This is a genomic window from Streptomyces prunicolor NBRC 13075 (assembly GCF_000367365.1).
GTDB classification, from domain to species: Bacteria; Actinomycetota; Actinomycetes; order Streptomycetales; family Streptomycetaceae; genus Streptomyces; species Streptomyces prunicolor.
In genome coordinates this window covers 96,882-109,241 of the sequence record NZ_BARF01000099.1, presented here as the reverse complement: position 1 = coordinate 109,241, position 12,360 = coordinate 96,882, and the positions used below count along the sequence as shown (strand labels likewise).

The 12,360-nt window shown below is 69.4% G+C and carries 15 protein-coding genes and 1 pseudogene; 4 read left to right on the top strand and 12 right to left on the bottom strand.

Going from position 1 to position 12,360, the window contains the following annotated elements:
* Window positions 1–12 precede the first annotated feature (12 nt).
* Together SPR02S_RS42360 and SPR02S_RS42355 are read left to right on the top strand one after the other, a co-directional pair.
* Window positions 13–708, top strand: coding sequence for a response regulator transcription factor (locus tag SPR02S_RS42360; RefSeq protein ID WP_019063110.1), 696 nt, complete (start codon window positions 13–15; stop codon window positions 706–708).
* Window positions 705–1,994: a HAMP domain-containing sensor histidine kinase gene (locus SPR02S_RS42355; protein ID WP_019063109.1), complete on the top strand. Its 1,290-nt coding sequence runs from the start codon at window positions 705–707 to the stop codon at window positions 1,992–1,994. Before SPR02S_RS42360 ends, SPR02S_RS42355 begins: the two co-directional genes overlap by 4 nt.
* Here SPR02S_RS42355 and SPR02S_RS42350 read toward each other — a convergent pair.
* The gene (locus tag SPR02S_RS42350; RefSeq protein WP_019063108.1) at window positions 1,960–2,478 is read right to left on the bottom strand and encodes an SgcJ/EcaC family oxidoreductase; all 519 of its coding nucleotides are present in this window, start codon (window positions 2,476–2,478) and stop codon (window positions 1,960–1,962) included. The genes SPR02S_RS42355 and SPR02S_RS42350 overlap by 35 nt on opposite strands.
* Window positions 2,479–2,632: 154 nt before the next feature.
* On the opposite strand from SPR02S_RS42350, the gene SPR02S_RS42345 reads away from it, so the two are divergent.
* The gene (locus SPR02S_RS42345) at window positions 2,633–3,352 is read left to right on the top strand and encodes a sulfite exporter TauE/SafE family protein (protein ID WP_019063107.1); all 720 of its coding nucleotides are present in this window, start codon (window positions 2,633–2,635) and stop codon (window positions 3,350–3,352) included.
* Window positions 3,353–3,456: 104 nt separating this feature from the next.
* On the opposite strand, the gene SPR02S_RS42340 is transcribed toward SPR02S_RS42345, so the two are convergent.
* The 9 genes and pseudogenes from SPR02S_RS42340 to SPR02S_RS42295 form a co-directional block, all read right to left on the bottom strand.
* Window positions 3,457–3,822 carry a hypothetical protein gene (locus SPR02S_RS42340; RefSeq protein ID WP_019063106.1) on the bottom strand — a complete coding sequence of 122 codons (366 nt, stop codon included), beginning with the start codon at window positions 3,820–3,822 and terminating at the stop codon, window positions 3,457–3,459.
* Window positions 3,823–3,836: 14 nt separating this feature from the next.
* Window positions 3,837–4,172, bottom strand: coding sequence for a hypothetical protein (locus SPR02S_RS64405; RefSeq protein WP_019063105.1), 336 nt, complete (start codon window positions 4,170–4,172; stop codon window positions 3,837–3,839).
* A 184-nt stretch (window positions 4,173–4,356) separates the two neighbouring features.
* Window positions 4,357–4,567 (bottom strand): annotated as a pseudogene (locus SPR02S_RS61020) (amino acid kinase family protein); the annotation flags it as partial.
* 202 nt (window positions 4,568–4,769) lie between these two features.
* A complete protein-coding gene (locus SPR02S_RS57545; protein ID WP_052347131.1) occupies window positions 4,770–6,911 on the bottom strand; it encodes a tetratricopeptide repeat protein in 2,142 nt (713 codons plus the stop codon).
* Window positions 6,904–7,314 carry a hypothetical protein gene (locus SPR02S_RS42315; RefSeq protein WP_052347135.1) on the bottom strand — a complete coding sequence of 137 codons (411 nt, stop codon included), beginning with the start codon at window positions 7,312–7,314 and terminating at the stop codon, window positions 6,904–6,906. Before SPR02S_RS42315 ends, SPR02S_RS57545 begins: the two co-directional genes overlap by 8 nt.
* Window positions 7,315–7,467: 153 nt before the next feature.
* Entirely contained in the window at window positions 7,468–8,046 is a 579-nt protein-coding gene (locus SPR02S_RS42310; protein WP_026151365.1) for a Uma2 family endonuclease, read from the bottom strand.
* Window positions 8,047–8,081: 35 nt separating this feature from the next.
* Window positions 8,082–9,140, bottom strand: coding sequence for a hypothetical protein (locus SPR02S_RS57540; RefSeq protein WP_019063100.1), 1,059 nt, complete (start codon window positions 9,138–9,140; stop codon window positions 8,082–8,084).
* Between the two features lie 285 nt (window positions 9,141–9,425).
* Window positions 9,426–9,626: a DUF397 domain-containing protein gene (locus SPR02S_RS42300; RefSeq protein ID WP_026151364.1), complete on the bottom strand. Its 201-nt coding sequence runs from the start codon at window positions 9,624–9,626 to the stop codon at window positions 9,426–9,428.
* Window positions 9,623–10,438, bottom strand: coding sequence for a helix-turn-helix domain-containing protein (locus SPR02S_RS42295; protein ID WP_078623159.1), 816 nt, complete (start codon window positions 10,436–10,438; stop codon window positions 9,623–9,625). The genes SPR02S_RS42300 and SPR02S_RS42295 overlap by 4 nt, the downstream gene beginning before the upstream one ends.
* 78 nt (window positions 10,439–10,516) lie before the next feature.
* Between SPR02S_RS42295 and SPR02S_RS42290 the strand changes: the two genes are divergently transcribed.
* The gene (locus tag SPR02S_RS42290) at window positions 10,517–10,927 is read left to right on the top strand and encodes a hypothetical protein (protein ID WP_019063096.1); all 411 of its coding nucleotides are present in this window, start codon (window positions 10,517–10,519) and stop codon (window positions 10,925–10,927) included.
* Between the two features lie 164 nt (window positions 10,928–11,091).
* Here SPR02S_RS42290 and SPR02S_RS42285 read toward each other — a convergent pair whose 3' ends face one another.
* A complete protein-coding gene (locus SPR02S_RS42285) occupies window positions 11,092–11,754 on the bottom strand; it encodes a DUF5063 domain-containing protein (protein WP_019063095.1) in 663 nt (220 codons plus the stop codon).
* Entirely contained in the window at window positions 11,747–12,346 is a 600-nt protein-coding gene (recR, locus tag SPR02S_RS42280; RefSeq protein WP_019063094.1) for a recombination mediator RecR, read from the bottom strand. Before recR ends, SPR02S_RS42285 begins: the two co-directional genes overlap by 8 nt.
* Window positions 12,347–12,360: the final 14 nt, after the last annotated feature.

Here is a 12,360-nt window from a genome sequence, read left to right as displayed (position 1 = left end):
AGGGTGCGCCGTGTGCGCGTACTTCTGGTGGAAGACGATGAGCCGGTCGCCGAGTCCCTGCGACGCGGACTGATCCGCTACGGCTTCGAGGTCGACTGGGTCACCACGGGCGCCGCCGCCCTGGCCCACTCCGCCCCCTACGACGTCGTCCTGCTCGACCTCGGCCTGCCCGACACCGACGGCCTGGACGTGTGCAAGGCGCTGCGCGCCCGCGGCGACGTCCCGATCATCGTGATCAGCGCGCGCAGCGACGAGACGGACCGGGTGGTGGGCCTGGAGCTGGGCGCGGACGACTACGTCTCGAAACCGTTCGGGGTCCGGGAGGTCATCGCACGTATAAGGGCGGTGATGCGCCGCGCCCAGCCGCGGGCGGCTGCGGAGGCCGCGGGCCCCGACGCCTACGGCACCCGCCTCACCATCGACCGCAAGGCGGTCCGAGTCCGCCTCGACGGCGAGGAGGTACCCCTGGCCCCCAAGGAGTACGACCTGCTGTCGTTCCTCACCGAGGAGCCCGGCGCGCTGATGTCGCGCGAACAGATCATGGAAGCGGTCTGGGACGCGAACTGGTTCGGCCCGACGAAGACACTCGACGTCCATGTGGCGGCGCTACGGCGGAAGTTGGCGGGCGCGATCACGATCGAGGCGGTACGGGGCGTGGGCTTCCGCCTGGAGATCGTCTCCTCCGGCGATGGATCGTCGCCGTCATGATCCGGCAGCTCATCGTCAGCTACGTCCTGCTCGTGGCCGTGGCGCTGACGGCCTTCACCGTGCCCGTCGCCTTCACGCTGACCGCCCAACTCCGCGGTGACACCGAGCAGTCGGTGGAGCGCGAGGCGAAGACGATGGCCCTCCTGCTGAGCGGCGACGCCGCCTCGCGCGCCGCCCTGGACCGCATGGTCGTGGCGTACGCGCAGGAGACCCCCGGTACGGCCGAGGTGCTGCCCGCCTCCCGGGCGAAGACCGCGACGCACTGGGGCGACGGGGAGTTGGAGGTGACGGCACCGGCGCGGCGCGACGGCCGCACGGTCGGCGCCGTCCGCATCACGTACCCGACCTCCGACCTGACCCGGCGCCTGGTGCAGATCTGGGGTTTCCGCGCGATCCTCGCGGTAGGGGTCCTGGCGGTGGCGGCCGGCCTGGGCGCACTCGTCGCCCGCCGCCTCACCCGCCCCCTGCGCCAACTCAACGACATGGCAAGCAAGTTCAGCGACGGCGACCTGACGGCGCGTACGCCGGTGACGGGCCCGCACGAGACCCAGACGCTGGCCAGGACGTTGAACCAGGCGGGCGAACGCCTAGACACCCTCATCGCCTCGCAACGCATCTTCGTGGCCGACGCCTCCCACCAACTGCGCACCCCGCTCACGGCGTTGAGACTCTCGCTGGACAACATCGCGGACGGCGTGGACGACGAGTTCGTGCGCGAGGACGTGGAACAGGCGACGGCGGAGGTGGTCCGGATGAGCCGCCTCGTCAACGGCCTGCTGGTACTGGCGCGAGCGGAGGCGAAGGTGACAGCGGCGGAACCTCTCCCGCTGCGGGAGATCGTCGCCGAACGCCTCTCGGTGTGGAGACCGGCCGCCGACGAGCGCGGAGTGCACATCGCGCTCGGGGGGAGTGTCGTCGACGGCCGGCCGCTGGTGCTGGCCAGTCCCGGTCATCTCGAACAGGTCCTGGACAACGTGCTGTCGAACGCCCTGGAGGTATCACCGGACGGCGCGACGATCACCGTACGGTCCGAACTCCGGGGCGACGAGGTCGAGTTGACGGTGTCGGACGAGGGCCCCGGCATGTCCGACCCGGACAAGTCCCGCGCCTTCGACCGCTTTTGGCGCGGCCAGGGCCTCACCGGACGCTCCGGTTCGGGCCTGGGCCTGTCCGTCGTACGCCAGTTGGTGACGGACGACGGCGGAACAGTGGCTCTCAGGGACGCGCCCGGAGGAGGACTACTGGTCGCCATCACCCTTCGGGCATCACCGAGGAGTGGTGGTTGACGATCAGCCACTTGCCGCCACGCTTCTCGTACTCGTAGGTGTAACGGGCCTCCACCACACGCTTCTTGCCGGTCTTCGGGTCGGTGAGCGTGATGTCGTAGGCGCCCGCGTCGATGGCCGAGTCGCTGTCGAGGACGTTGATGTGCGTCTCGACCTTCTTCGCGACCGGCTTGTTCGGCAGGAAGTGCTCGAAGTAGTCGACGATCTCGGCACGGTCGGTGCGGATCTCGTTGGAGACGGTCGGCAGGAGCACGGCGTCCGGCGCGTACCGGTTCGCGACCTTCTTCGGGTCACCGGTCTGCAGCGCGGCGTTCCAGCCGTCGAAGAGGGCGGCTATCTGCTTCTTGCTGGGCTTGGTGGACTTGGTGGACTTGGTCTCGTGCTGGGGTCCGGCGGTCGCGGCGACGGTACCGAGGGTGCCGAGGGCCAGGACGGTGGTGACGGTGACGACGGCGGCACGCTTGCTGATGGATCTGCGGGTCATCTCAACTCCAGCTGTACTGGTGCTCTTTGGGATGACTCCAGACTCGCTTTCCGCTGGTTAGGGCCCGTGCAGCGGACGTACAGGGGGCGGCCAGGGCTCGACCAATTAACGGGGTGTAGCGGGCCGTACCCGCTCCCCTGAATGATGTTGGTCCATGACCACCGACATACTCCTGGGCGGAATCGTCCTCCTCGGCGCTTCCGTCCAGTGGCTCACGGGCATGGGCTTCGCCCTGGTCGCCGTACCGGCCCTGGTCCTGCTCCTCGGCCCGTCCCAGGGAGTCGTCCTCGCCAACTGTGCCGCCGGCGCGATCAGCGTCGTGGGCCTGGCGGGCGGTTGGCGGCAGGTACGGGCGCGCGCGATGGTGCCGCTGTGCGCGGCGGCGGTGTGCACGGTACCGGCGGGCGCCTGGATGACCCGTCAACTGCCGCCGCCGGTCCTCCTGTTGGTGATGGGAGGGTTGGTGACAGTCGCCGTCCTGCTGGTGATGCGCGGCGCCCGGGTGCCTGCCCTGCGCGGCACGAAGGGTGCGGTGGCGGCGGGCGCGGCGGGCGGTTTCATGAACGCGGCGGCGGGGGTGGGCGGGCCGCCGATCTCCCTGTACGCGGTCAACGCGGGGTGGACGGTACGGGAGTTCGTGCCGAACGCGCAGTTCTACGGCGTCGTCGTCAACGCGTTCTCGGTCGCCGCGAACGGGGTTCCCAGCCTGCGGACACCGCAGTGGGTGGCCGTCGTCGCCGCGATGATCGTGGGCGGGGTGATCGGGCGGGGGCTCGCGGGGCGGATACCTGAACCCCGGGCGCGGGTGCTGGTGTTGTCGCTGGCGTTGGCGGGTGGGGTTACGGCGGTGGGGAAGGGGGTTTGGGGGTTGTGACCCCGACTCCACTCGCAACGGGCAGACTCCGGGTAGACCGTGAGACTTCCGCGGCCTGGCTCAGGATTCCGGGCGCGAGCTGTTTGGTCCCTGCGGATGCGTGACTACTTCGAGGTGTCTTCGATGGCCTCGAAGATGTCGGCGTCAGTCTCCTTCTGCCAGTCGGGCAGGTCCGGCCAGTCGGCGACATAGCCGGGCTTGGGGTCCTCGAAGTGGCGGTACATCTGGGCGGTCCAGCAGGTAGCGACGAAACGGCTCTTCTGCTCGCGGGTGAGGCGTGAGGCGTGGCGATCGCTGAGGTCGAGGAACTGGCGCACCTGGTCGTGGACGGCTCCGGCGGCCCGCCGCTCCCACTCGGGGGTCTCTTCCCAGGGGGTGACGTAGCCGGGCTTGGGCTCGCCCGGGAAGCGCTTGTGCACACCGGCGATCCAAGCCTCGCGGAACACTCGTGCGCCCTCGATCTGCGACATGCCTTCCCCTCTCGTCATAGTGTGCGCAACGCGTCGATCTCGGCGCCCAGTTCGACCACCCGGGCATCGCGGGCGAGCGGACCGAGGTCGATTCTTAGCCTCTGGAGTTTACGGGCGACGTAGCCGGAGGAGGTTGCTCGGGCCAGTTGCACCGCTTCCCGCCCGTAGACGATGACCTGGTCGGGGTCCTGGCGCCGGGCAGCGGACCGGGCCCCGACTCCGCCGCTCCGGTCAGCCCGTGGTCCCGCCCGTGGACGGGACCAACCAAAGAGGAAGCCCGAGAACTGTTCCGACAGCAGGCTGAAACCGCCCTCGAACTCCACCTGTGCCGCGAGCGCCGGGCTCGCCACGATGGGCGTGGACTACCCCTACACGTACGAGGGCGCTCCATTCCCCGCGTCCGCCTTCGAGGCTGCCGGGGTGGTGGCCGCGTGACCGCCGACGGCCTGACCGACGGGCCTCCGCCCGCTCATCGTGCGCCGTGCTGTCACTGCGGTCGCTGGACCGTGGCGGGAATGGCCGTCCGCCCTATCGAATCGCGATGTTGCCCTCGTCCAGCGCGGTCCGGATGCGCCCCGGCGTGACGTCGATGATCCGGGTTTTATTGTGGACCGACTCGGTGATGAACGACGACGACCACCTGGTGGCCGTTCTTCTTCGCTTCCACGATTCGCTTGGCGACGCGCTTGATGCCCTCGGCATCGGCTACGGAGGAGCCTCCGTACTTCTGCACGACAAGGCCCACGTGCGCTCCTTGCTCAATCCGTCTCTGCACCGCACAACTGCAGTCCGCTCAGTCGAACGAGCGGCCGGAATTCCCTTCCCAGATATCGCATCGTGAGATGTCCCGCTCACGACCTGATCACTCCGGCAGGTGCGGGCTCGGCACTCCGGAACGTGCGCCGTGTCACACGGAGGTGCGGGTCCGGCGGCGAGGGAGAACCGGGTCAGCCGGACTCCCCGGTGAAGAGCCGCGAGAGCAGCGAGAGCAGGTGCTGTGCCTGCGGAGTGCTGCCGAGTGCCCGCTCGATGTCCGCCTCGACGTCCGGTGCGAGCGCGCGGGCTCGCGCCTTGTCTCCCGCCCAGTAAAGGAACGCGACATGCATGGCTCGGGCATACAGGGTGAGTATGGAGGTGTCGCCGTACCGCCTCCGGAACGCGGCCACTGCCTCCTCGGCCGCCCGGACGGTCTCGGCACGGTGCCCGGCGTCGTGGTGCGCGAAGAGCAGCTCCATTCTGAGGTCCGCGACGGCCGCGTCGCTCTCCCCCGACTCGGCGACCGCACGCGCGAGCTGATCCTCGACCTCACGGACGCGCGCCTCCGCGTCCGGTTCCGGTTCCGTGTCCGTGCGCGTGTCCGCGTCTCGCCGGAGTTCTTCCAGCACGCTGCGGGCGTCCTGGGTCGTGGGGTGGGAGCCGCCCAGGACCCGCGCGGCGACCTGGGCGTTCTCGTGGGCGAGCGTGAGGGCGCGCTCGCTCTCGCCCGCCCAGGCCAGCGCCTGGGCCAGCTGACCGCGCACCTCGAACGTGTCCGGGTGCTCCGGCCCCAGCGCACGCTCAGCATCCACCAGTACCTGCGTGTACAGAGCGAGCGCGCGCTCCTGCTCCCCAGCCATCTGAAGGCACCCGGCCAGCACGCCCCGGGACACGCTCGTCATGGGGTCGTCCGCGGCCAGGACGCGCACGGCGGCGCTCAACGCACGCTCAGCGAGCGCCACCGCGCGTACGGGGTGCCCGTCCACGAGGTACCCGGATGCCGCCAGGCCGTAGAGCTCCACGTCCCGTTCCGTGTCCCACTCCGGTACGGATCTCGTCGCGAGCGCCTCGACATGGGTGGCCCAGACCCGGCCGGGGCCCTCCGTCCCCCTGTCCGACGCAAGCTTCAGCGAAACCGTCTCCAGCAGCAGCGCGGCCATCTCTCGCTCCTGCCAGATGAGTTGGCGGCTCTGGGGCAGGGCGTCCGCCGCAGGCGTACGGGCCACCGCCTGCACCAGCCGGTGCACGGAGATCGTGTCGCCGTGCAGCGTGATCATGCTGTGCGCCGCCAGCCGCCGGATCGCCTCGGTGATCTGCGGTGGAGTTCCGAGCGGTGCCAAGTACGAGCGTGGAATCGCGTCCGGCGCCCACCATGCTGTGACCGCCAGGATGTTCCGGGCCTGGCGGTGGTCGGCGAGCCGCTTCAGCGTCACGTTCCAGACGCGGGCCGTCGTGCGCTGCGCGTCACCGCCCTCGGCGCCGGCCGCGTACATGTCCGCCGGGTAGTCGGCGAGCAGTGCCAGGTACTCCCGCGGGGTGATGCCCGCCTCCCGGCAGTACGCGGCTGCCTGGTCGATCGCCAGCGGCAGGCGGCCCAGTTCGGCGCACAGCTCCGGCACACCGGGGTCGTGACTGTCGTGGCCCTGGTAGATCTTCGTGAACAGTTCTACGGCTTCGGCCGGTCCGAGTACGTCCAGGTCCAGCGGCTCGGCGAGCCCCCGCCAACTCGTCGCACCCCGACGCGTGGTGATCAGGAAGCGGCCGCCCGGCGCCCGCGCGAGCAACGGCTTGATGTCGGCGGGGTCGGACACGTTGTCCAGGACGAGCAGCCACCCGTCGTGCGAGGCCAGCCACTGGACAGTGCGCTCACGCAGCGCCTCCGCCGGGAGGACGCCGACCAAGGCGGGCAGAAGGGCGCGCCCGAGTGCCGCGATCCCGGCGTCCACGTCGGCCGGGGATTCCGCGCTGATCCACCAGACCGGGTTGAAGTCGCCCACCCGGCCCGCCGCCCAGTGAGCCGCCAGCGTCGACTTGCCGATGCCGCCGAGGCCGTGCACGGCATGGACGACCACGCCGCCCGGGTCACCGAATGCCGCCTCCAGAAGCGCGAGTTCGCGTTCCCGGCCAACGAACGACCCTGTTTTCTCTGGCAGGTTGACCAACTTCGGTACAACCGCGGGGAATTGGTACGCCTCCGCGGGCAGCGTGAGCGACGTCTCGGCGTACATCGCCACCGCGCCGTCCCCGCTGAGCGCCTGCCGGATGGACTGCACCGCGGCGATGGAACGGTCCCCCGAGGCCTCCGCGGACCCGTACGGGGGGCGCTCAGGCATCGCCCGTGGAGGCCGAGCCGATGTCGCCGCCCGCGGCGATGGAGCGGTCGCCGGAAGCCTGCACGCCACCGGGGCGCGGCGTGCCCGGGGCGGGCGATGCAGGCGGGGCGGGCGACGGGGCCGGTGCGGGCGTCGCCGCGTCTCCCGTCGACGCGGAGCCGATGTTGCCGCCCGCCGCAATCGACCGCTCCCCGGCCGCGGCCACTCCCTGCGCCGCGGCGGCGGGCGCGGTCCCGAACTGCGCGTATAGCGCGAGCGCGAGGCCGGCGAGCCCCACGATCCCGCCGATCACGCTCGCCGTCTGATCGGCCTTGCCGACATCCACGACAGCCACCACGACCAGCGTGACAGCGCCCGCCACGCACAGACCGACTCCGGTCCACAGCAACGCCTTTGGACTCATGTCTCCCATGATGACGTCCCGCGAGTGGATCGCGCCCCCCATAGCGGGAGAGGATGCCGAGCCGTGACGGGCGGCGGATGGGCAGAGCGCTTTGGGGAAGGGGGTCTGGGGGCTTGGAGGCTGTGACCCTCGGCTCCCCCACTCCATGGGCGTTCAGTCCACGAGCTCTTTCAGGGGCTCGGTGTCCAGGGTGATGTTCACGGGGTCCGGGATCTTGATGGTCGCGCCGAAGGGGAGCTTCTCCTCGTGTCGGTAACGGCCGTCCTCCGGCTGGTTGAACACGACGACCGAGCAGTCGTCACGGTCGATGAGGAGGTAGACGGGGATGCCCGCGGCCGCGTACCCGTCGGGCTTCTCAACCCGGTCGCGCTGATTCGTGCCGGAGTCGTACGACGTGACCTCCACCGCCATCAGTACTCCCCCGGCCTCGGACCACTCCCCATGCCCCTTGAGGCCGCCCTTTGGCATCAGGATCGCGCCCGCGCGAGCGCGTCCCTTGCGGTAGGCCTCGGTCTTGAGGCCCCGCTCCGGATAGAGCCGGAGGTCGGGACGCAGTTGCATGCACCGCTCCAGTAGCCACATGTAGATCTCCGTGTGGTTGCCGTCCGGCACGGGCTTGACCTGGACCTTCCCCTTGATGAACTCCAGCCGCACGGTCTCGGGGGCATGGCGTTCCAGCTGCTCGAATTCCACGACGGACATCTGGGGCTGCTGCTCGGTCCTGGGGGTCATGGCGCCGCCCTCTCCTCCGTGCCGCTTCTCGACCGTCACGGCTTCCACCGCCTCGGCGGGAGGCCGTTCGCGATGCGGTCGCGGTTGTCGCGGTAGTGGTAGTGGACGCGGTCCTCGATCGGCACGGGGCGGAACGTGTCGGGCACGGGCCCGCCCGTACGGCGTTCCAGCTTCTGCTTCAGGAAGCGGGCCGTCGTGGTTCCCAGGTAGGCGATCTCCTCGAAGCCCTTCTTGATCTCCTCCTCGCTCATCTCCGGCTCCGCGCGGCATTCCTCGCACACGCCGTTGATGATCTTCGCCGTCCGCTCGTCGGCGTCGCAGGTGGCGCAGGCCATGAGCACGCGGGTCACACGGGCGCGGAGGGGGCGGGTCTCGGCGGCGTCGTTCTTCTTCGGGGGCATCTTGGTCTCCAGTCGCCTGCGGGCGAGTCCGCCCGGGTTAGTGAGGATGGGTGGCAGTCCGTCGGTCAGCGCGCGGGCCATGCCGGCCGGGGTGGCGCCTCGTGCCAGCCACTCGGCGGCGAGGGGTTCGAGGGCTCGGCACTCGGCTTCGGAGAGCGACATGCGGGGGTCTGTGGCGCGGAGTTGGGCGAGTGCGCGGTACGCGGCGCTGGGCTCGGGGGTCGGGTCCGTCTCCGGCGTCCCGTCACTCCCGCTCGCGCTCGCGCTCTCCGGCGCAGGGGTCGGGGTCGGGGTCGGGTCTTCCGTCCTTGCCAGGCCCGGCTGGTAGTCATGCGTTACGTCCCTGCCGTGGCGCTCACGCGCGAACTCGGCCCACCACTGCGCCGACCTGGGCGTACGCGACCAGTACGTCCGCGTCACCCACCGCATCGAGTTGTCCTCGACGGTGATGTGTTCCTTGATCCAGCGCAGGTGGCCGGCCTCGGTGAGGCTCTTGAGAGACGTACGGCAGGCCTGCTGGCCGTAGCGGGGGTGCTCGGCCGCGATCACCTTGTGGCCCATGGCGTGACCGTCGTCGAGGTGGTCGATGAAGACGGCGATCTCGGCGTCTCGCGGGAGCAGGTGTGCGAAGTCCGGGTCGGCGTACGGTTCTTCGTCACCCGTGGCGCGTTTTCCGTAGCCCGTTTTGGCCATGGGGTGCGACGGGGACGGCAGGGCAGGGCTAGGGTGGGCGTAAGCCACGATCGAGTCCTCTTCGATTCGTAGGTCCAGGCCCCGGAGCCGGTGCTACCAACACCGACCGGGGCCGAACTATTTGCTGTTTGCCGTGAACCTAGAGTGACTTTACGTTGCAGCGCAAGCTGATCACGGGATGTCACCCGTTCGGGTTAAACCCCCCTCAACTCACGTACTGGCTTGGTTGGTTGGGTTGTTTTTCAACCAGCCCAGAACCCAAGAAAAGAGCTCGAAGCCCGGGGCTCAAGCTCCGGGGTGAGCTGCGGAAACTCCGGAGAGGAACGCCGTCCAGGCGGGGGCGGGGAGGGCGAGTTCGGGTCCCGCCGAGTTCTTGGAGTCGCGTATGTGGACGGTCAACTGCGGTGCGGGGAGGGCGACCTCGACGCAGTTGTCGCCCTCGTCGTCGCTGTAGCTGGACTTGAACCACACGGGTTGCTCTGTCACCTCTGTGCCGCCATCCGTTCAATGAACTGGGTCGTCTCAGCGGGGCTGAGAGCCATCGTTCGAATCAGGCTAAGGCGCTCCAGGTGCAAACTCACCACCGCGGGGTCTGTGGTGAGTTGGCTCATCGCCTGGCCCGTCGAATAGGCGTGCCGCTCATGGTCGTGGGTCTCCAGCAGCACCATCGAACCAACGAGCGCGGTGGAGACGAACCGCTCGAAGGGCAGCACCTGGACCAAAACGTTGCCGAGCCGCGCCATGTCCAGGATGTGCCCCAGTTGTTCCCCGTCCACCAGCGAGGCTCGCAGCGCCGCCTCATAGATCAGGAACACGAAGACCGCCGGAGGCGTGCGCGTGAGCAGGAACTGACGCTCCAGGCGAGCCGCCACCCGCTCCTCCACCAACTCCTGAGCCACAGGTGGATAGCGTCCGCCGATCAAGGCCCGTGCATATCCCTCCGTCTGCAACAGCCCCGGGATCAGGATCGCTTCGTAGGACCAGTGGCTGATCGCCTCCTTCTCCCGCTCCATGAAGTCCTGTGCCCGCGCCGGGAACTTCTCCCTCTGCAAGTAGTCCTTGGCCGCGCTCAACAGCCCATCGGCCCGGCACATCCCATCGGCCACGTCGAGCACACGCGGCGTCGGCATCCGTACGCCCTGCTCCATCGACTTGATGGTGTCCGGCGAGTAGTTGGAGGCGGCGGCCAGCTCCTCGCGGCTCACGTTGGCCTTGGTGCGCCACCGCTTCAGCTGGTTGCCGCTGTACCGCCAGGCCGCAGGCGGCGGCAGGGAGTTGGCGTTGGACTGACCCGACACAGAACCCACCTCCGACCGATACACCCCAGCGTGTATCACCTCAGTCACTACCGAGCGTAGCTTCGCGAGGGGCACCGTGTGACCATGACGGACTCAATTCACCTACCGGACTGGATCCCCGCGTCCGGCCACCAACTCCGGCTCACCGGCGTCCACTTCGACGCCGTACGCATCGAAGGGGTACGGGGAGAACAGGTCGCCACGCGTCTCATCGAGGCCGCCGACGGGGATGCGGGGCCCGTCGTCTGCGAGGCCGCCGGGTTCCGGTGGATGTACTTCCTGCTGGCGCCCGGGGAAGTGCGCCGGCACAACTGGCCTTTGGGTGTGCAGCAGTTCGGCGGCCGGGGCGCTCGTACCGTCACGTACATCGGGATTCCGGCGCTCTACGGGAACACGTGGCCGTTGCGGTGGTACAGCGAGCCTACGGTTACGGCGCCGTTTGTGGAGGCGGGGCGGTTGGGGGCGGTGCTGGCGTTGGTGGGGGCGTAGGTCAGGGGTGTTGGGCGCGCGCGGAGGAGAGATTCGCGTGGACGGTCAGTGTCGTCGGGTGGTCCTCGCCCAGTACGCGGCGTCCCCCTCGTCCCCGTACACGCAATGTGGGGCGCAGCGTACCCGCCGCACCCCACAACCTGCGTGAAAAGACCGCTGATTGACTACTTCACCGGCCTGATCCCCAGCGGCTCCCCGATCTCCTCCGCCATCACCGCCCCCGCCTCGAACTCCAGCGTCTCGTCGCCCATGACGCTCTGGTCCGTGTCCAGGCCGTCCAGTTCCGGGAGGGGCTGGTTGAGGCGGACGTGGGCTACCAGGGACTGGAGGGCGCGGAGGGTGGCCGAGGCGGTGGAGCCCCAGTTGGAGAAGTAGGAGAACTGCCACCACCACATGGCCTCCGTGGTGCGGCCGGCGCGGTAGTGGGCCAGGCCGTGGCGGAGGTCGGTGATGACGTCCGCGAGGTCGTCGGAGATACGGGCCGGTACCGGGGCCTTGCGCGGCTCGTAGGGGTCGAAGACCTCCGAGTACACGTCGATCGGCTCCAGCATCACCGCGAAGCGCTCGCGGATCTCGTCCACGTCCGGCTCCGGGCCCAGGTCGGGCTCGTAGCGCTCGTCCGGGAGGATGTCCTCGTGCGCGCCCAACCGGCCGCCCGCCAGGAGGAGTTGGGACACCTCAAGGAGGAGGAAGGGGACCGCCGAGTCGGGGTCCTCGCCCTTCGCGACCTCGAACACGGCCACCAGGAAGCTCTCGACCTGGTCCGCGATCTGGACCGCGAAGTCGTCCGGGTCCGGATCGGTGGCATGCAGCGTGGCGTCAGACATCTAGGAGTCGTCTCCCCTCGAAGGCGCGGCCGAGGGTCACCTCGTCCGCGTATTCCAGGTCGCCGCCCACCGGGAGGCCGCTGGCCAGGCGGGTGACCTTGAGGCCCATGGGCTTGATCATGCGGGCGAGGTACGTGGCCGTGGCCTCGCCTTCCAGATTGGGGTCCGTGGCAAGGATCAGTTCCGTGACCGTACCGTCGGCCAACCGCGCGAGAAGTTCTCGTATACGCAGGTCGTCGGGTCCGACGCCTTCGATCGGGCTGATCGCGCCGCCCAGGACGTGGTACTTGCCCCGGAACTCGCGGGTGCGCTCAACCGCTACGACGTCCTTCGGCTCCTCGACCACGCAGATCACCGTGAGGTCGCGGCGCGGGTCGCGGCAGATGCCGCACAGCTCTTCCTGCGCGACGTTTCCGCAGGTCGCGCAGAAGCGGACCTTCGCCTTGACCTCCATCAGGCACTGCGCGAGCCGTCGTACGTCCGTCGGCTCCGCCTGCAGGATGTGGAAGGCGATCCGCTGCGCGCTCTTGGGACCGACGCCGGGGAGTCGCCCCAACTCGTCGATGAGGTCCTGGACCACGCCTTCGTACAACGGACTGCCTGCCC

Coding starts and splice junctions, on each gene's coding strand:
- SPR02S_RS42355 (WP_019063109.1), top strand. CDS start 705: ATGATCCGGCAGCTCATCGTCAGCTACGTCCTGCTCGTGGCCGTGGCG.
- SPR02S_RS42350 (WP_019063108.1), bottom strand. CDS start 2,478: ATGACCCGCAGATCCATCAGCAAGCGTGCCGCCGTCGTCACCGTCACC.
- SPR02S_RS42345 (WP_019063107.1), top strand. CDS start 2,633: ATGACCACCGACATACTCCTGGGCGGAATCGTCCTCCTCGGCGCTTCC.
- SPR02S_RS42340 (WP_019063106.1), bottom strand. CDS start 3,822: ATGTCGCAGATCGAGGGCGCACGAGTGTTCCGCGAGGCTTGGATCGCC.
- SPR02S_RS57545 (WP_052347131.1), bottom strand. CDS start 6,911: ATGCCTGAGCGCCCCCCGTACGGGTCCGCGGAGGCCTCGGGGGACCGT.
- SPR02S_RS42315 (WP_052347135.1), bottom strand. CDS start 7,314: ATGAGTCCAAAGGCGTTGCTGTGGACCGGAGTCGGTCTGTGCGTGGCG.
- SPR02S_RS42310 (WP_026151365.1), bottom strand. CDS start 8,046: ATGACCCCCAGGACCGAGCAGCAGCCCCAGATGTCCGTCGTGGAATTC.
- SPR02S_RS57540 (WP_019063100.1), bottom strand. CDS start 9,140: ATGGCCAAAACGGGCTACGGAAAACGCGCCACGGGTGACGAAGAACCG.
- SPR02S_RS42285 (WP_019063095.1), bottom strand. CDS start 11,754: ATGTCTGACGCCACGCTGCATGCCACCGATCCGGACCCGGACGACTTC.